Annotated in this window: 18 protein-coding genes; 14 read left to right on the top strand and 4 right to left on the bottom strand. The window is 52.5% G+C overall.

What is annotated here, in order from left to right; translation table 11 throughout:
* The 5 genes from pdxJ (at position 1) to Q3O12_RS03180 (ending at position 3,653) form a co-directional block, all read left to right on the top strand.
* The gene (gene pdxJ / locus Q3O12_RS03200) at positions 1 to 729 is read left to right on the top strand and encodes a pyridoxine 5'-phosphate synthase (protein WP_301669280.1); all 729 of its coding nucleotides are present in this window, start codon (positions 1 to 3) and stop codon (positions 727 to 729) included.
* A 49-nt stretch (positions 730 to 778) separates the two neighbouring features.
* A complete protein-coding gene (gene acpS / locus Q3O12_RS03195; protein WP_301669279.1) occupies positions 779 to 1,156 on the top strand; it encodes a holo-ACP synthase in 378 nt (125 codons plus the stop codon).
* 81 nt (positions 1,157 to 1,237) lie between these two features.
* Entirely contained in the window at positions 1,238 to 2,047 is an 810-nt protein-coding gene (locus tag Q3O12_RS03190; protein WP_301669278.1) for an NUDIX domain-containing protein, read from the top strand.
* Entirely contained in the window at positions 2,040 to 2,462 is a 423-nt protein-coding gene (locus tag Q3O12_RS03185; RefSeq protein WP_301669277.1) for a hypothetical protein, read from the top strand. Before Q3O12_RS03190 ends, Q3O12_RS03185 begins: the two co-directional genes overlap by 8 nt.
* 48 nt (positions 2,463 to 2,510) lie before the next feature.
* Positions 2,511 to 3,653, top strand: coding sequence for a THUMP domain-containing class I SAM-dependent RNA methyltransferase (locus Q3O12_RS03180; protein ID WP_301669276.1), 1,143 nt, complete (start codon positions 2,511 to 2,513; stop codon positions 3,651 to 3,653).
* A 57-nt stretch (positions 3,654 to 3,710) separates the two neighbouring features.
* Here the strand turns inward: Q3O12_RS03180 and Q3O12_RS03175 are convergent, their stop codons facing one another.
* Together Q3O12_RS03175 and tsaE are read right to left on the bottom strand one after the other, a co-directional pair.
* A complete protein-coding gene (locus tag Q3O12_RS03175; protein ID WP_301669275.1) occupies positions 3,711 to 4,961 on the bottom strand; it encodes an N-acetylmuramoyl-L-alanine amidase in 1,251 nt (416 codons plus the stop codon).
* The gene (tsaE, locus tag Q3O12_RS03170) at positions 4,958 to 5,419 is read right to left on the bottom strand and encodes a tRNA (adenosine(37)-N6)-threonylcarbamoyltransferase complex ATPase subunit type 1 TsaE (protein ID WP_301669273.1); all 462 of its coding nucleotides are present in this window, start codon (positions 5,417 to 5,419) and stop codon (positions 4,958 to 4,960) included. The genes Q3O12_RS03175 and tsaE overlap by 4 nt, the downstream gene beginning before the upstream one ends.
* A gap of 200 nt (positions 5,420 to 5,619) precedes the next feature.
* Here tsaE and murI point away from each other — a divergent pair, with 200 nt between their 5' ends.
* On the top strand, positions 5,620 to 6,432 hold the full coding sequence (gene murI / locus Q3O12_RS03165) for a glutamate racemase (protein ID WP_039854299.1): 813 nt from the start codon (positions 5,620 to 5,622) through the stop codon (positions 6,430 to 6,432).
* 602 nt (positions 6,433 to 7,034) lie between these two features.
* Entirely contained in the window at positions 7,035 to 7,298 is a 264-nt protein-coding gene (locus Q3O12_RS03160) for a hypothetical protein (protein WP_301669272.1), read from the top strand.
* A 973-nt stretch (positions 7,299 to 8,271) separates the two neighbouring features.
* On the opposite strand, the gene Q3O12_RS03155 is transcribed toward Q3O12_RS03160, so the two are convergent.
* Complete coding sequence (locus Q3O12_RS03155) at positions 8,272 to 9,414, bottom strand: extracellular solute-binding protein (RefSeq protein ID WP_002224944.1); 1,143 nt, start codon at positions 9,412 to 9,414, stop codon at positions 8,272 to 8,274.
* A 302-nt stretch (positions 9,415 to 9,716) separates the two neighbouring features.
* On the opposite strand from Q3O12_RS03155, the gene rpsT reads away from it, so the two are divergent.
* The 5 genes from rpsT to Q3O12_RS03130 all read left to right on the top strand — a co-directional run bounded on the left by rpsT (position 9,717) and on the right by Q3O12_RS03130 (position 14,434).
* The gene (rpsT, locus tag Q3O12_RS03150; RefSeq protein WP_002212556.1) at positions 9,717 to 9,980 is read left to right on the top strand and encodes a 30S ribosomal protein S20; all 264 of its coding nucleotides are present in this window, start codon (positions 9,717 to 9,719) and stop codon (positions 9,978 to 9,980) included.
* 160 nt (positions 9,981 to 10,140) lie between these two features.
* Positions 10,141 to 11,289 (top strand): phospholipase A, encoded by a 1,149-nt coding sequence (locus Q3O12_RS03145; protein WP_301669271.1) that lies wholly within the window; start codon positions 10,141 to 10,143, stop codon positions 11,287 to 11,289.
* A gap of 142 nt (positions 11,290 to 11,431) precedes the next feature.
* On the top strand, positions 11,432 to 12,133 hold the full coding sequence (locus Q3O12_RS03140; protein ID WP_301669270.1) for a DUF502 domain-containing protein: 702 nt from the start codon (positions 11,432 to 11,434) through the stop codon (positions 12,131 to 12,133).
* A gap of 57 nt (positions 12,134 to 12,190) precedes the next feature.
* The gene (aspS, locus tag Q3O12_RS03135; protein WP_301669268.1) at positions 12,191 to 13,999 is read left to right on the top strand and encodes an aspartate--tRNA ligase; all 1,809 of its coding nucleotides are present in this window, start codon (positions 12,191 to 12,193) and stop codon (positions 13,997 to 13,999) included.
* 150 nt (positions 14,000 to 14,149) lie between these two features.
* On the top strand, positions 14,150 to 14,434 hold the full coding sequence (locus tag Q3O12_RS03130) for a PepSY domain-containing protein (protein ID WP_050888842.1): 285 nt from the start codon (positions 14,150 to 14,152) through the stop codon (positions 14,432 to 14,434).
* Between the two features lie 79 nt (positions 14,435 to 14,513).
* Here the strand turns inward: Q3O12_RS03130 and Q3O12_RS03125 are convergent, their stop codons facing one another.
* Entirely contained in the window at positions 14,514 to 15,536 is a 1,023-nt protein-coding gene (locus Q3O12_RS03125; RefSeq protein ID WP_118818018.1) for a L,D-transpeptidase, read from the bottom strand.
* Positions 15,537 to 15,599: 63 nt separating this feature from the next.
* Between Q3O12_RS03125 and rlmD the strand changes: the two genes are divergently transcribed.
* Both rlmD and Q3O12_RS03115 read left to right on the top strand, forming a co-directional pair.
* Complete coding sequence (gene rlmD / locus Q3O12_RS03120; protein ID WP_301669265.1) at positions 15,600 to 16,931, top strand: 23S rRNA (uracil(1939)-C(5))-methyltransferase RlmD; 1,332 nt, start codon at positions 15,600 to 15,602, stop codon at positions 16,929 to 16,931.
* Between the two features lie 200 nt (positions 16,932 to 17,131).
* The gene (locus Q3O12_RS03115; protein WP_301669264.1) at positions 17,132 to 17,473 is read left to right on the top strand and encodes a hypothetical protein; all 342 of its coding nucleotides are present in this window, start codon (positions 17,132 to 17,134) and stop codon (positions 17,471 to 17,473) included.
* Positions 17,474 to 17,815 lie beyond the last annotated feature (342 nt).

Below are 17,815 nucleotides of genomic sequence, written 5' to 3'. Positions count from 1 at the left end.
ATGCTTTTAGGTGTCAACATCGATCACATCGCCACCGTCCGCAATGCCCGCGGCACGACCTATCCCAGCCCTGTGGAAGCGGCATTGGTCGCGGAAACGCACGGTGCGGATTTGATTACCATGCACCTGCGCGAAGACCGCCGCCACATCAAAGACGCGGACGTGTTCGCCGTCAAAAACGCCATCCGCACGCGCCTGAACCTTGAAATGGCACTGACTGAAGAAATGTTGGGAAACGCACTCAAAGTCATGCCGCAAGACGTGTGCATCGTGCCTGAGAAACGTCAGGAAATCACGACTGAAGGCGGCTTGGACGTATTGGCGCAACAAGAAAAAATTGCCGAGTTCACCAAAATCCTGACCGACGCGGGCATCCGAGTCTCGCTCTTTATCGATGCCGACAACGAGCAAATCCAAGCCGCCCATGATGTCGGCGCACCCGTTATCGAGCTGCACACCGGCGCATACGCCGATGCACGCAGCCACGCCGAACAAATCAAACAATTCGAGCGTCTGCAAAACGGCGCGCATTTTGCCAGCGATTTGGGCTTGGTCGTCAACGCCGGACACGGACTGACCATACACAACGTTACCCCCATCGCCCAAATTCTCGCCATCCGCGAGCTGAACATCGGACATTCGCTGATTTCGCAGGCACTTTTCCTCGGATTGCCCGAGGCCGTGCGCCAGATGAAAGAAACCATGTTCCGTGCAAGAATGCTGCCGTAAGGGCAGGCAAACCGTTTCAGACGGCATTTCACGACAAAGGAGCGCAAATATGATTTACGGCATTGGTACAGACATCGTTTCCCTCAAGCGCATCATCCGCTTAAACAAAAAATTCGGACAGGCGTTTGCCGGGCGCATCCTCACTCCCGAAGAGCTGCTTGAATTTCCTCAGGCGGGCAAACCCGTCAACTATCTTGCCAAACGCTTTGCCGCCAAAGAAGCCTTTGCCAAAGCCGTCGGCACGGGCATACGCGGCGTAGTTTCCTTCCGCAACATCGGCATCGGGCACGACGCATTGGGCAAACCCGAATTTTTCTATGCCCCCGTCCTGTCAGAATGGCTGGAAGAACAAGGTATCAGCCGCGTCAGCCTGAGTATGGCGGACGAAGGCGATACCGTGTTGGCGTTTGCCGTTGCCGAAAAATAATGCCGTCTGAAATGCGGCAAACCCGTTGACGGCATTGCCCGTCCTTCATTTGCACTCCGACCGACCAACCGCATACCCGCCATGACCCAAGACACCCGACCCCTTATCCGCGTCGTTGCCGGCATCCTGCTCAACCGGGACGGCGACTACCTGCTCAGTTCCCGCCCCGAAGGCAAGCCCTATGCCGGATATTGGGAATTTGCCGGCGGCAAGGTCGAAGCGGGCGAAACCGACTTCCAAGCCCTGCAACGCGAGTTTGAAGAAGAACTCAGCATCCGCATCCTCGCCGCCACGCCTTGGCTGACCAAAATCCATTCCTACGAGCATGCGCATGTCTGCCTGAAATTCCTATGGGTAAACCCCGACCAATGGATGGGCGAACCGCAATCGCGCGAAGGACAGAAATGGTCTTGGCAGAAGGCGGGCGATTTTACCGTTGCCCCCATGCTGCCCGCCAACGGCGCGCTTTTGCGTTCGTTGTCCGTCCCGCGCCGTTTGTACGGCAGCCTGAAAACGGGTTTGTACGGAGAAAACAGTATGGGCGCGTACCGCGTCCTGCCTTTGGGTTCGGCAGAGGGAAGCGGTGCGAACGTTTTGATGGAAGCGGCGCAATGGCAGGACAGGCCCGAACACGCCGGCAGCGTTTGGATGATGGTGCAGACCCGCGAACAATGGCGGCAGGCGCAGGAAAAGGGCGCGGATGTGGCCGTGTGGCGGGTCGGTAATGCCGCACAAGCCGCAGCGGTGGACGAAGTGTTGAAGCACGGCGTATCCGTGCCGCTGGTCGTTGCCGCTGATGTTCAGACGGCATCGCATTACGGCGGGCAATGGCTGGCGGCGGGCGCACACGCCGTGTTAGCCGATGAAAAAATGGGGGACGGAAATGGCTAAAAACCGCAAATTGCTGCTTGCCGCACTGCTGCTGATTGCCTTTGCCGCCTTCAAGCTCGTTTTGTTGCAATGGTGGCAGGCGCAGCAGCCGCAAGTTGCGGAGGTGCAATGCGATTTGACCGAAGGTTGCACGCTGCCGGACGGAAGCCGCGTCCGCGCCGCCGCCGTTTCAACCAAAAAACCGTTTGATATTTATATCGAACACGCGCCCGCCGGCACGGAACAGGTCAGTATCAGCTTCAGTATGAAAAATATGGATATGGGTTTCAACCGCTATATGTTCGAGCGGCAACCGTCGGGGAATTGGCAGGCAGTACGCATCCGCCTGCCCGTCTGTGTCGAAGGCAGGCGCGATTTTACGGCGGACATTACAATCGGCAGTCGGACATTTCAGACGGCATTTACCGCCGAATAAACCTTTTAATCCGCCATTGCCGGAATACTCGTCCGGAAAGGACACGCTATGAATACTTTATATACACTTTTCGCCACCTGCCCGCGCGGCTTGGAAACCGTTTTATCTCAAGAACTCGGAAGCCTCGGCTGTACCGATGTTCAAGCGTTTGACGGCGGCGTTTCCTGCCGGGGCGGATTGGAACAGACCTACGCCGCCAACCTGCACTCGCGCACCGCCAGCCGTATCCTGCTGCGTCTGACCAAAGGCACATACCGCAATGAGCGCGACATCTACAAACTTGCCAAAAACATCAACTGGTTTAATTGGTTTACCTTGCAGCAGACGTTCAAAGTCAAAGTCGAGGCAAAGCGTGCCAACGTTAAGAGCATCCAATTTGTCGGACTGACCGTCAAAGATGCCGTCTGCGATGCCTTTCGCGACATTTACGATGCCCGTCCGAGTGTAGACAAAACCTCTCCCGATGTCCGTATCCATGTTTTTTTGGATGAGCGGCACGTCGAGGTTTTTATCGACACTTCGGGCGAAGCCCTGTTTAAACGCGGCTACCGCCTGGATACCGGCGAAGCCCCGCTGCGTGAAAACCTTGCTGCCGGACTACTGCTCTTGGCAGGTTACGACGGCACGCAGCCGTTTCAAGATCCGTTCTGCGGCAGCGGCACGATTGCCATCGAGGCAGCTTGGATTGCCACAGGCCGCGCACCGGGTATGATGCGCCGTTTCGGTTTTGAGAAACTGCAAAATTTCGATAAAACGCTGTGGTCGGATTTGCGCCGCCGTGCCGAAGCGCAGGTCAAACCCGCTTTTGCACCGATTTCGGGCAGCGACAGCGACCGTCGCATCATTCAGACGGCATTTGCCAACGCACGCAGTGCCGGGGTGGACGACATCGTTTCCTTCAGCGTTGCCGATGCGCAGTCCGTCCGGCCGAACGGCGTGGACGGCATTATGGTGTCCAATCCGCCCTACGGTGTACGCCTTGAGGAAGTCCACGCTTTGCAGGCGCTTTATCCGCAGTTGGGTACGTGGTTGAAAAAACACTATGCCGGCTGGCGGGTCGGCATATTTACCGGCGACAGGGAAATGCCCAAATTCATGCGCCTGTCGCCAAAACGCAAAATCCCACTTTATAACGGCAACCTCGATTGCCGCCTGTTTCTGATTGATATGGTGCAGGGATCGAACCGTTGAGGAAAGTGTACAAAAATGCCGTCTGAAAAATGTTCAGACGGCATTTATTTTTCGGAATCAACCCCGCTTCAATACGGAAGTGTTGATGTAGCGTTGGACGCCCGAGGCAATGGATTGGGCGCACTGCCGGCGGAAGGATTCGCTGCCCAGCAGCTTCTCTTCGGCAGGGTTGGACAGGAAGGCGGTTTCGACCAGGATAGACGGCATATCGGGTGCGCGCAAAACGGCGAAATTGGCTTCGTCCACCCTGCCTTTGTGCAAGTGGTTGAGCCTGCCCAATTCTTCAAGCACCAGGTTGCCGAGTTTGCGGCTGTCGCGCAGTGTGGCGGTTTGGGTCATATCGAGCAGGGCGGTATCGACATTGCGGTTGCCGCTGGTCGGTACGCCGCCGACCGCGTCGGCATTATTTTGGGTTTGTTCCAAGAATTTGGCGGCAGAGCTGGTTGCGCCTTTGGTGTTCAACATATAAACCCCCGTGCCGCGTGCGGAGGGGCTGGTGAAGGCATCGGCGTGGATGGAGACGAATACGTCCGCCCGCCGTGCGCGCCCTTTGGCGACACGCACGCCCAATGGTATGAACACGTCTTCGTTGCGCGTCATAAAGACGTTGTAACCTAATGCTTCCAACTGATTTTTGGTTTCGCGGGCGATGGAGAGGACGACGTGTTTTTCCTGCAATCCGCCCGAGCTGACGGCACCGGGGTCTTCGCCGCCGTGTCCGGGGTCGATCATAATGACGGGTCTGCGCCCGTTTCTGCCGCGTTCGGTTTGTGCGGGAGTGTTTTGAGCGAGGTCGGCTTCAGGGGAGCCGCGACGGGTTTTGTTCAGGCTGCCGTTAAGCAGTGCCATCATCGGATCGTCGGGATCCATTCCGTGCGGATAGAGGTCGATAACGAGGCGGTTTTTAAAACCGCTGACAGGGGGGAGGGAAAAGACTTGTGCGCGTGAGGATTGTTTCAGGTCGATGACGAGGCGGACGGTGGTCGGCGTGTTCTGACCCGCGCGTATGCTGCGGATAAAGGGGTCGTCTGCCATGACTTTCTGAGACAGTCCGTGCAATACGGTATTGATGTTCGCGTTTTGTATGTCGACGACTAACCTGCCCGGGTTGTCGAGCGTGAAGTGTTGGTATTTGAGCGCGGCGGTGCTTTCCAGCGTCAGGCGGGTGTAGGTGTGCGACGGCCATATCCGTGCGGCGGTGAATTGTGGTGCGCGTACCGTTTTGGCAACGGCGGATGCGATGGGGCTTAGGGCGAACAGTGTGCCGGCGGTGCGGCGGATGATTTGTCTTCGTGTCAGTTTGGTCATAGCGGCAGGCCTTCACGTCCTCGTTCGGTATGGGCGGTCAGCAGGCATTTTCTGCCGTCGCCGTCGTGTGTCAATGTTGCGGTGATGTCGGCAGGCGGGGTAAATTCCCCACCTTGTTGCGGCCATTCGATCAGGCAGACGCTGTTTGCGGCAAACAGTTCGTCCAATCCGGCATCTTCCCATTCTTCGGGCGTGGTGAAACGGTAGAGGTCAAAATGATGCAGGGTAAAGGGTTTCAGCGGATAGGATTCGACGATGGCGTAAGTCGGGCTTTTGACCGGTCCCCGATGACCGAGTCCGCGCAGGATTCCGCGTGTCAGCGTGGTTTTCCCCGCGCCCAAGTCTCCCTCGAGATAAATGACCAGGGGTGCGTTTAAACGGGAAGACCATGCTTCACCCAAATCGAGTGTGGCGGCTTCATCGGCAAGGAATCGGGAGATAGAGGGTAAATCAGACATGGAAACGGTTTGTTGTAAGGTTGGGGGTATTATGGGCAGTTTTACAGGTTTTGCAAACTTTGCACCCGAGGGGCGGATGCTTCCTGTCCGAGCATTATAACAGCCAAATACGCGTTCTGCTTTCAGACGGCATGGCTGTCAAGAAAAAGCGGCGCGTGTACAATACGCGAATTGTATGTTTAGGACAGATTGGAAGAAGGATGGAAAATATCGGCAGGCAGCGCCCCATCGGTGTTTTTGATTCAGGAATCGGCGGTTTGACCAATGTGCGCGCGCTGATGGAGCGGCTGCCGATGGAAAACATCATTTATTTCGGCGATACGGCGCGTGTGCCTTATGGAACGAAGTCGAAGGCGACCATTGAGCATTTCTCCATGCAGATTGTCGATTTTCTACTGGAACACGATGTTAAGGCGATGGTTATCGCGTGTAATACGATTGCGGCGGTGGCGGGGCAGAAAATCCGTCAAAAGACGGGCAATATGCCTGTGTTGGACGTGATTTCCGCCGGCGCGAAAGCCGCGCTGGCAACGACGCGCAACAACAAAATCGGCATTATCGCCACCAATACGACAGTCAACAGCAATGCTTATGCGCGCGCCATCCATAGGAACAACCCCGATACGCTCGTCCGCACGCAGGCTGCGCCGCTGCTTGTCCCTTTGGTGGAGGAAGGTTGGTTGGAACATGAAGTTACCCGCCTGACCGTATGCGAATACCTCAAACCATTGCTTGCAGACGGCATCGATACGCTGGTGTTGGGCTGCACGCACTTTCCCTTGCTCAAGCCCTTAATCGGTAGGGAGGCGGGCAATGTCGCGTTGGTTGATTCTGCAATTACGACGGCCGAAGAAACCGCACGCGTCCTTGCGCAGGAAGGATTGCTCAATACCGACAACAACAATCCCGACTACCGTTTTTACGTCAGCGATATTCCTTTGAAATTCAGAACGATAGGCGAGCGTTTTCTGGGTAGGACGATGGAGCAGATTGAAATGGTGTCTTTGGGTTAAAACGATAACGGAAAGCTGCCCGAGATTACAGAAACCTAAAATCCCGTCATTCCCACGAAAGTGGGAATCTAGACCTGTCGGTGCGGAAACTTATCGGATAAAACGGTTTCTTTAGATTTTACGTTCTAGATTCCCGCTTTCGCGGGAATGACGGGATGCAGGTTTCTGTGCAGATGTATTCGGATTCCCTCCTGCGCGGGAATGATGGGATTTTTAAATGTCCGAATGCCGCAAATGCCGTCTGAAAGGCTTCAGACGGCATTTTTTACACAATTCCCACCGTTTCCCATCCTTCTCGATACACTGTAATCTCGAAACCCGTCATTCCCGCGCAGGCGGGAATCCAGACCGTTCGGTTTAGGTTTTTTTTTTGAGGTTTCGGGTAACTTCTAAACCGTTATTCCTACGAAAACAGAAAATCAAAAGCAGAAACCTCAAATCCCGTTATTCCCGCGCAGGCGGGAATCTAGACCTTCAATGCTAAGGCAATTTATCGGAAATGACTGAAACTCGAAAAACTGGATTCCCACTTTCGTGGGAATGACGAATTTCAGGTTGCTGTTTTTGGTTTTCTGTTTTTGTGAAAATAACGGGATTTTAGCTTGTGGGTATTTACCGGAAAAAACAGAAACCGCTCCGCCGTCATTCCCGCGCAGGCGGGAATCCAGACCGTTCGGTTTCGGTTTTTTTTGAGGTTTCGGGTAACTCTAAACCGTCATTTTCTCGAAAGCGGAAAATCAAAAACAGAAACCTCAAATCCCGTCATTCCCGCGCAGGCGGGAATCCAGGGCGTAAAATCTAAAGAAACCGTTTTATCCGATAAGTTTCCGCAACAACAGACTAGATTCCCGCCTGCGCGGGAATGACGAATCCATCCATACGGAAACCTGCACCACGTCATTCCCACGAAAGTGGGAATCTAGAACGCGGGGTTTGAGCAACTGTTTTTATCCGATAAGTTTCTGTGCGGACAGGTCTGGATTCCCGCCTGCGCGGGAATGACGTTATATTTTTCGCATTTGATAAAAAAGACCGTTTGAAATTTTTTCAGCGGACGCAAAGTTTTGCGTAAAATGCTGCTTATAAGGAACGCAAGGCGGGCGTAGGATGTGCAGCGTGGACATAGGGCAGGCTGTAAGGCAGGTGTAGGGTGGGCTGTAGGGTGGGCTTCAGCCCACCAACCCCTCCTATCCCACCAACTCCGTCAATGTTATCCATTCCTCCCATTCCCACCGAAAACCGAAACCGCCGAATCTTACCGATTCTCCAAAAACTCTTGGTACGGTGGGCCGAAGCCCACCCCCACGGCTCGCTAAAATCCCGTCATTCCCGCGAAAGCGGGAATCCAGACCTGTCGGTGCGGAAACTTATCGGATAAAACGCTTGCTCCAACCCCGCGTTCTAGATTCCCACGTTCATGGGAATGACGGGATACGGGTTTCCGTGCGGACGCGTTCGGATTCACGACTGCGCGGGAATGACGGGATTTCAGTTTGCGGATTGATTTGAAGTTGCAAAATCCCAACGGATCGGATTACCTCCTGTGAGGAATGACGGCGGAAGGTTTTTTGTCTTCCTGACAGATGTCCGCAATCTGAAATCCCGACCGTGGGAAGTGGATTAACAAAAACCAGTACGGCGTTGCCTCGCCTTAGCTCAAAGAGAACGATTCTCTAAGGTGCTGAAGCACCAAGTGAATCGGTTCCGTACTATTTGTACTGTCTGCAGCTTCGTCGCCTTGTCCTGATTTTTGTTAATCCACTATATAAATATTTCTATTTCAATCCAATATAAAATGCCGTCCGAACATCGTTCGGACGGCATTTTTAATGCTTCAAATCAGTTGGTGCCGACTTTGATTTTCTGCCACAGGCTGACCGACAGTTTTTTCGCATCCGTACTCATTTGCGGCATCACGAAACCGTCTTTCATATCCTGCTCGTTCGGGAAGATGGAACGGGTGTTCACCAGCTCGGCAGGCATTTTTTCGCGCGCCGGTTTGCTGGCGGGGGCGAAGGTTACGGCGATGCCGTTTTTCGCCGCGATTTCGGGGTCGAGCGTGTAGTTGATGTATTTGTGGGCATTGGCGACGTTTTTCGCATCGGCGGGAATCAGCCAAGACTCAATCCAGAAGCCCATACCTTTCGGTGTCAGCACTTCGATGCCGACGTTGTTTTTCACTTCTTCGGAACGTGCTTTCGCCAAGTTCAAATCGCCGCCGTTGCCTGCCGCCAGGCAGATGTCGCCGCGCGCCAGCTCGTCAATGATGGACGGGCTGAAACGTTTGACATCAGGACGGATAGACTTCAACACTTCCGCCGCCGCCTTCAAATCTTCAGGATTCGAGCCTTTGGGGTCTTTGCCCAAGTAGTTCAGCAAAATCGGGAACATTTCGCTCGGGGTGTCCCACAGGGCGATGCCGCAGGATTTCAGCTTGTGGGTGTATTCGGGTTTGAACAGCAAATCCCAGCCGTTTTCGGGCAGCTTGCCGCCCAAAAGCTCTTTGCCCTTCGCCGTAATCGCAATCGTGTTCACGCCGGAGAAATAGGGGACGGCATACTGGTTGCCCGGGTCGGCGGTTTCCAGCATTTTCAAGAGTTCGGGATCGATGTTTTTATAGTTGGGAATCAAGTCTTTGTTGACTTTTTGATACGCGCCCGCCTCGATTTGGCGCGGCAGGAAGGCGATGCCCGGCACAACCAAATCGTAACCGGATTTGCCGGTCAGCATTTTGGCTTCCAGCGTTTCGTTGTTTTCGTACAAGTCGTAAGTCAGCTTCAGATTGTTGGCTTTTTTAAAGTCTTCGACCGTACTCTCGTCAACATAGTTCGACCAGTTGTAGATGTTCAGAGTATCGGTGGCAGCGGCTTCGGCATTGGCAGCAGACGCAGCGTCTGCTTGAGGTTGCACGGCGTTTTTTTCGCTGCCGCCGCAGGCTGCCAGAGACAGCGCGGCCAAAACGGCTAATACGGATTTTTTCATACGGGCAGATTCCTGATGAAAGAGGTTGGAAAAAAAGAAAACCCCGCGCCCCATAAACACCCCGGCGCAAGGTTTGGGCATTGTAAAGTAAATTTGTGCAAACTCAAAGCGATATTGGACTGATTTTCCTAAAAAATTATCCTGTTTTTAAAAGGGGAGGAAAACGGTTGCCCGATTTTGCCGTTTTCCTGCGCTGTCAGGGTATCCGACGGGCGGATAGAGAGAAAAGGCTTGCATATAATGTAAACCCCCTTTAAAATTGCGCGTTTACAGAATTTATTTTTCTTCCAGGAGATTCCAATATGGCAAACAGCGCACAAGCACGCAAACGTGCCCGCCAGTCCGTCAAACAACGCGCCCACAACGCTAGCCTGCGTACCGCATTCCGCACCGCAGTGAAAAAAGTATTGAAAGCAGTCGAAGCAGGCGATAAAGCTGCCGCACAAGCGGTTTACCAAGAGTCCGTCAAAGTCATCGACCGCATCGCCGACAAGGGCGTGTTCCACAAAAACAAAGCGGCTCGCCACAAAAGCCGTCTGTCTGCAAAAGTAAAAGCCTTGGCTTGATTTTTGCAAAACCGCCAAGGCGGTTGATACGCGATAAGCGGAAAACCCTGAAGCCCGACGGTTTCGGGGTTTTCCGCATTGTAGGGACAAAATCCCGAAATGGCGGAAAGGGTGCGGTTTTTTATCTGAATCCGCTATAAAATGCCGTCTGAAAACCAATATGCCGACAATGGGGGCGGAGATGAATACACGGAATATGCGCTATATCCTTTTGACAGGACTGTTGCCGACGGCATCCGCTTTTGGAGAGACCGCGCTGCAATGCGCCGCTTTGACGGACAATGTTACGCGTTTGGCGTGTTACGACAGGATTTTTGCGGCACAGCTTCCGTCTTCGGCAGGGCAGGAAGGGCGGGAGCCGAAAACCGTACTCAATCTGACGGAAACCGTCCGCAGCAGCCTGGATAAGGGCGAGGCGGTCATTGTTGTTGAAAAAGGCGGGGATGCGCTTCCTGCCGACAGTGCGGGCGAAACCGCCGACATCTATACGCCTTTGAGCCTGATGTACGACTTGGACAAAAACGATTTGCGCGGGCTGTTGGGCGTGCGCGAACACAATCCGATGTACCTTATGCCGGTTTGGTATAACAGTTCGCCCAACTATTCTCCGAGTTCACCAACGCGCGGCATAACCGAACAAGAGAGATTCGGGCAGCAAAAGCGTGCGGAAACCAAATTGCAGGTTTCGTTCAAAAGCAAAATTGCCGAAGATTTGTTTAAAACCCGCGCGGATCTGTGGTTCGGCTACACCCAAAAATCCGATTGGCAGATTTACAACCAAGGCAGGAAATCCGCGCCGTTCCGCAATACGGATTACAAACCCGAAATTTTCCTGACCCAGCCTGTGAAGGCAGATTTGCCGTTCGGCGGCAGGCTGCGTATGCTCGGTGCGGGTTTTGTCCACCAGTCCAACGGACAGAGCCGTCCCGAATCGCGTTCGTGGAACAGGATTTACGCCGTGGCGGGGATGGAGTGGGGCAAATTGACGGTGATTCCGCGCGTGTGGGTGCGTGCGTTCGATCAGAGCGGCGATAAAAACGACAATCCCGATATTGCCGACTATATGGGGTATGGCGACGTGAAGTTGCAGTACCGCCTGAACGACAGGCAGAATGTGTATTCCGTATTGCGCTACAACCCCAAAACGGGCTACGGCGCGATTGAAGCCGCCTATTCGTTTCCGATTAAGGGCAAACTCAAAGGCGTGATACGCGGATTCCACGGTTACGGCGAGAGCCTGATCGACTACAACCACAAGCAGAACGGTATCGGTATCGGGTTGATGTTCAACGACTGGGACGGCATCTGAACCGCGTGTTCGGACGGCATATCAAGTTGCCGTGCCGTCTGAAGCCGCCGGCGGTTTGGCGGGGCGGGATAAAAAATTCGTTTGAATCCGGGCAAACGCGTATAATGTGCGGTTTGTACGGACTTTGTCGGAATCAAGCAAGATGACGGAACCTGCGGCCGAGGGCGGTAAAACTGCTAAGGCGTTAAAAAAATATCTGATTACAGGCATTTTGGTCTGGCTGCCGATTGCGGTAACGGTTTGGGTGGTTTCCTATATCGTTTCCGCGTCCGACCAGCTCGTCAACCTGCTGCCGAAGCAATGGCGGCCGCAATATGTTTTGGGGTTTAATATCCCGGGGCTGGGCGTTATCGTTGCCATTGCCGTATTGTTTGTAACCGGATTGTTTGCCGCCAACGTATTGGGCCGGCAGATTCTTGCCGCGTGGGACAGTCTGTTGGGTAGGATTCCGGTTGTGAAATCCATCTACTCGAGTGTTAAAAAAGTATCTGAGTCCCTGCTGTCCGACAGCAGCCGTTCGTTTAAAACACCGGTACTCGTGCCGTTTCCCCAATCGGGTATTTGGACAATCGCATTCGTGTCCGGTCAGGTGTCGAATGCGGTTAAGGCCGCATTGCCTCAGGATGGCGATTATCTTTCCGTGTATGTCCCGACCACGCCCAACCCGACCGGCGGTTACTATATTATGGTAAAGAAAAGCGATGTGCGCGAACTCGATATGAGCGTGGACGAAGCGTTGAAATATGTGATTTCGCTGGGTATGGTCATCCCTGACGACCTGCCCGTCAAAACATTGGCAGGACCTATGCCGTCTGAAAAGGCGGATTTGCCCGAACAACAATAAAGCCGCCGTTCAGACGGCATTTTCTGTTTTCAGTTTAAATCAATAAAAGGTGATTTTATGCGTACCAACTATTGCGGCCTGATCAGCGAGCAATACTTAGACCAAACCGTTACCGTCAAAGGCTGGGTACACCGCCGGCGCGACCACGGCGGTGTGATTTTTATCGACCTGCGCGACCGCGAAGGCATCGTCCAAGTCGTGATCGATCCCGATACGCCCGAAGCGTTTGCCGCTGCCGATTCCGCCCGTAACGAATACGTTTTGAGCATTACCGGCCGCGTACGCAACCGTCCCGAAGGTACGACCAACGACAAAATGATTTCCGGCAAAATCGAGATTCTTGCCAAAGAAATCGAAGTCTTGAACGCTGCCGCTACGCCTCCGTTCCAAATCGACGATGAAAATATCAGCGAAAACGTTCGCCTGACCAACCGCGTTATCGACTTGCGCCGTCCTGCCATGCAACGCAACCTGCGCCTGCGTTACCAAGTTGCTATGGGCGTTCGCCGCTACTTGGACGCACAAGGCTTCATCGACATCGAAACCCCAATGCTGACCCGCTCCACGCCTGAAGGCGCGCGCGACTACCTCGTGCCGAGCCGCGTTCATCCGGGCGAGTTTTTCGCTCTGCCGCAATCTCCACAATTGTTCAAACAACTGTTGATGGTTGCTGGTTTCGACCGTTACTACCAAATCACCAAATGTTTCCGTGACGAAGACTTGCGTGCCGACCGCCAACCTGAATTCACTCAAATCGACTTGGAAACCTCGTTCCTGAACGAGGATGAAATCATGGACATCACCGAAGGCATGGCCAAACAAGTCTTCAAAGACGCTTTAAACGTGGATTTGGGCAACTTCCCACGCATGCCTTACTCTGAAGCCATGTTCTACTACGGCTCTGACAAACCGGACATGCGCATCAACTTGAAATTTACCGAGTTGACCGACCTGATGAAAACGGAAGAATTCAAAGTCTTCCGTGGCGCAGCCGACATGAAAGGCGGCCGCGTAGTCGCTCTGCGCGTACCGAACGGTGCAAAATTCAGCCGCAAAGAAATCGACGAATACACTAAATTTGTCGGCATCTACGGCGCGAAAGGTTTGGCGTACATCAAAGTGAACGATGTGAGCAACCTCTCCAACGGCGAAGACAGCGGCCTGCAATCTCCAATCGTAAAATTCCTGTCTGAAAACGCCCTGAAAGAAATCATCGAGCGTACCGGCGCACAAAACGGCGATATTATCTTCTTCGGCGCAGACAAAGCCAAAGTCGTGAACGAAGCCATCGGCGCGTTGCGCATTAAAGTCGGCTTGGAACACGGCAAAGACAACGGCTACTTCGTAGACGAATGGAAACCTTTGTGGGTTGTCGACTTCCCAATGTTCGAATACGACGAAGAAGCCGATCGCTACGTTGCCGTACACCATCCGTTTACCGCGCCTAAAGAAGGCCATGAAGACCTGATGGTTTCCGACCCTGCAAATTGTTTGGCGCGCGCCTACGACATGGTATTGAACGGCTGGGAAATCGGCGGCGGCTCTATCCGTATCCACCGTGCAGACGTACAAGAGAAAGTGTTTGCCGCGCTGAAAATCAGCTCTGAAGAGCAACAAGAGAAATTCGGCTTCCTCTTGGACAACCTGAAATTCGGTGCGCCTCCTCACGGCGGTTTGGCATTCGGCCTCGACCGTCTGGTTACCCTGATGACCGGCGCCGAATCTATCCGCGACGTGATTGCCTTCCCGAAAACACAACGTGCCCAATGCCTGCTGACCAACGCGCCCAACAGCGTGGACGACAAGCAGTTGCGTGAATTGAGCCTGCGCCTGCGCCAAAAGGTGGCTGAAACCAAAGAAGCATAAGGAAAACGGAGCCGTTTGACGGCTCTGTTTTTTTCAGACGGCATTTACGCTTCTTAACTTCCTGCTAATTCAAACCTAATTTTGCTGTGTTTTAATGGCGGCATTGAAAAACACCCCTTGTTCAATAAGTCGATAAAGAAAGGACTGAAAATGAAAAAACTGTTATTGGCTGCCGTTGTTTCCCTGAGTGCCGCAGCCGCATTTGCCGGCGACTCTGCCGAGCGTCAGATTTACGGCGATCCCCATTTTGAACAAAACCGCACAAAAGCCGTGAAAATGTTGGAACAGCGCGGTTATCAGGTTCACGATGTCGATGCCGACGACCATTGGGGCAAACCTGTTTTGGAAGTGGAAGCCTATAAAGACGGCCGCGAATACGATATCGTGTTGTCTTACCCCGACCTGAAAATCATCAAAGAGCAGCTTGATCGCTGATTCCTTTGATGGGAAGATGAATGCGAAATGCCGTCTGAAGCGTTCAGACGGCATTTTGTTTTCCGGTGAGGAGACGGGTTTAGAACAGCGAATCAAACGGTTCGGAGGCAGTGTTTTTAAAAGTTTCAGTTTCTGCCTGAGGTACGGATTCGGTAACCGGTTCGACATCGGCCGGCAGCAGGGCGGGAATGGGGTGGACGATTTGAACCGGCAGTTGTTCGGCAGCTTGGGCAACCGGCTGTTCGACAGGGTTAACCGGGGTAATTTTCGGCTTAGGTGCTTCAGCTTGGCTGTATGCGGAAGAACCCTGTATCCACGCCAGCGATTTGAGCGGCATCTTCATCTTGCCGTTTTTGCCGCAGGTCAGGCAGACGGCCGATCCGGTGCGGTCTTTGAGTATGGCATCAACTTTCTCGGGCGCGATGGTTTTGCCCTGTGTTTTTGCCCATTGCGCAATACTTTTTTTCAGGGAGGCGGTGTCAAGGTTGTTTTTGCCGTAAGGGTCGCGGAAGGCGGCAAGCCACAGGTTGCGATCCGCATCTTCATTGAGACCCGCCATTTGATAGATGACGGAGGCGGGCGAGCCGGTGGCGATGGTTTTGGCAAATTCGAGCGCGTCGGGCGATTTCATGCGGACGCAGCCGTGACTCCGAACCCCGGGGACGCTGGCCGGCGCATTGGTTCCGTGTATGCCCAAACCGAGTTTCGGGTCGCCTAAGCGGACAAAAACCGGCCCCAAAGGGTTGTCCGGGCCGGCGGCTATGGTTTTTACGCCGTCGCCGCGTTCTTTCTGTATGGATTTGGGGATGTGCCAAACAGGGTTATAGGCTTTCGCCCCGATTTTATGTTCGCCTAGATTGGTTTGCGTCATCGCCCGACCTACCGCAACGGGATAAACCTTGGTCAGTTTGCCGTCGGTGTAGAGAAACAGGCGTTGTTGGGGGATGTTGATGAAGACATGTTGACCTTGTGCGACGGGAGAGACATCGGGAATGACGGTGTTTGCGTATGAAAAACCGCTTATCAATAGTGCGGCAGTGCGGCAGATTGTTTTATTCATATCAAAATATGGTGTGTGTCCGATAGGTTTTCGGCAAATCATACCTGAAACCGTACCAATTTGTGCGAAAATATGCGCTTCGGTACAGTGCGGACGGATTGGGTAATGGCAACGGAAACAAATGTCGCGGAAATTTCCGCCTTGGATTATGAAGGCAGGGGTGTGGCAAAGGTTGGCGGCAAAACGGTTTTTATTAAAGGGGCATTGCCGTCTGAAAGAGTCGGTTTTCGGATTGTCAGACAGAAAAAGCAGTTTGACGAAGCGGAAACAGTAGCGATATTCAAAGTTTCGGATGAGCGCACCGTCCCGCAGTGCCGTTATTTTGAACGCTGCGGCGGTTGTTCCCTGCAACATATTTCCCCGGCGGCGCAGGTGGCGTTCAAACAAAGGATGATGGAAGAGCAGCTCGAGCGTATCGGCAAGGTCAAACCGAAGCAGATATTGCCGCCGATTTACGGACATGTATGGCATTATCGGGACAGGGCGCGGTTCAGTGTGTCATTAGACAAACTATGCCGTCTGAAACTGGGGTTTCAGGCAAAGAAAACGAATGATGTGGTGGATATTTCGTCATGTATGCTTCTTCCGAAGCCGGTTTCGGAAAAGCTGCCGGCCATCAGGGAGCTTTTGCAGGATTTGGCGGAAGAGGGAAGTGTTGCCCGTTTTGCCGAGTTTTATCGCGGCAGTGAAATCACCGTATTGAACATCGCGTTCAAAAGCAAACTTCGGCAGAACGAAGAAAACCGGATTCGGCAGTGGTTTGATTCGGAATTGTCGGACGGCTGGCAGGTTTGGCTGCAAATCGAAGGGGGCGTATCGCAACCGTTTTATCCCAAAACAGACAAAACATTAAAATATACATTACCTGAATTCGGCATTGAAATGCCATTCCGTCCGGGAGATTTTACACAAATCAATACCGATACCAACCGGCTGATGGTTTCACGCGCCGTAAAAATGCTTGACATACGGCGGGGCGAAAGGATTGCCGACCTGTTTTGCGGTTTGGGCAATTTCAGTCTGCCGATGGCAAAAAGCGGGGCGGATGTCGTCGGCATCGAAGGTGCGGAAAACCTGGTCAGGCGCGCCCAGCAAAATGCTCGGTTGAACGGTTGCGGCGGACAGACAGATTTTATTGCTGCCAACCTCTTTGATTGCACCGAAAAGACAGTCGCCTCTTGGGGAAGGTTTGACAAAATGCTGATAGACCCTCCCAGAAGCGGTGCGTATGAAGTCGTCAAATCGCTGCATACACCCTATCTTCCGCAAAAAATCGTTTATGTATCCTGCAACCCTTCCACTTTGGCACGGGATGCGGGCGTGTTGGTTGAAAAAGGCTATATACTCAGCCAGGCAGGGATAATGAATATGTTTGCCCAGACATCTCATACCGAGTCTGTCGCCGTATTCGATTTGTTGCCGCAAACAGGAAAATAACTTTTTGAAAATCAAAGGCAAAGACTAATTAAGGAAGGGGTGTAAACAGATAGTGCCCGACAAATACATTTAAACGTATAAAACATAAGAGGAAGTAAATATGATAATCCTATTAAGCAAATTATCAAGGAATATGAAGATTTAGGAATGCTTAAAAAGGGAGAATTGACACTAAGTAAAATTAAAGAAGCTTGTAAATAATGAGAGAACAAATTTTGAAGTTGAAAGCAATTGGTAGAATGCCAACAGAATCAGATGCAGATGACAATGATGAAAAAATAGATGAATTGATAGAACAATATAATGAGCTTATATCAAGTATAGAAAAACCTATTACACTTGAAGAAGCAGAGGTATTAGTATCTCTTTTTCCAGATGGTTTTTTCTATGATATGCATTGGGGATTATTGCATCTTTTTGAAACTTGTATTTTAAGTGCATCAGAGGAAGAATATCAAAAACTTATAGATAAATGTCCAAGTGAAGAATGGCGAGAAAATTTACAAATTCGCTATGAAAATTGGAAAAAGAAAAATCAATAATATTGGGACGGCAACGTTCTTTTACACGAATGGGAATATGAAAAAGAAAACGCCCCACGCCGAGTTGTTAATAAGTTAGGCGGAGTATCTTTTGACAAGCAGAGCTAGTGCAAAACCTCGGAACGTGGGTGTATGACGGTGGTAGCTACACCCCGGTGGCAAAGCTTGCCGAGGAGGACAGCTACACCATCGTGCAGGACTATCTGGGTACGCCCATACAAGCTCTAGACAGCAAGGGCGAGGTAGTATAGGACTGCGTCCTCGACATCTACGGAGAAGTGTTCAGACTGAGAGGAGAACGAGACTTCATACCTTTCCGTTTCCAAGGTCAATAGCTCGTAA

The sequence above is a fragment of the Neisseria benedictiae genome (assembly GCF_958267435.1).
Classification (GTDB): Bacteria; Pseudomonadota; Gammaproteobacteria; order Burkholderiales; family Neisseriaceae; genus Neisseria; species Neisseria bergeri.
The sequence above is the reverse complement of the archived record's forward strand: the minus strand, read 5'-3'. Positions and strand labels throughout refer to the sequence as shown.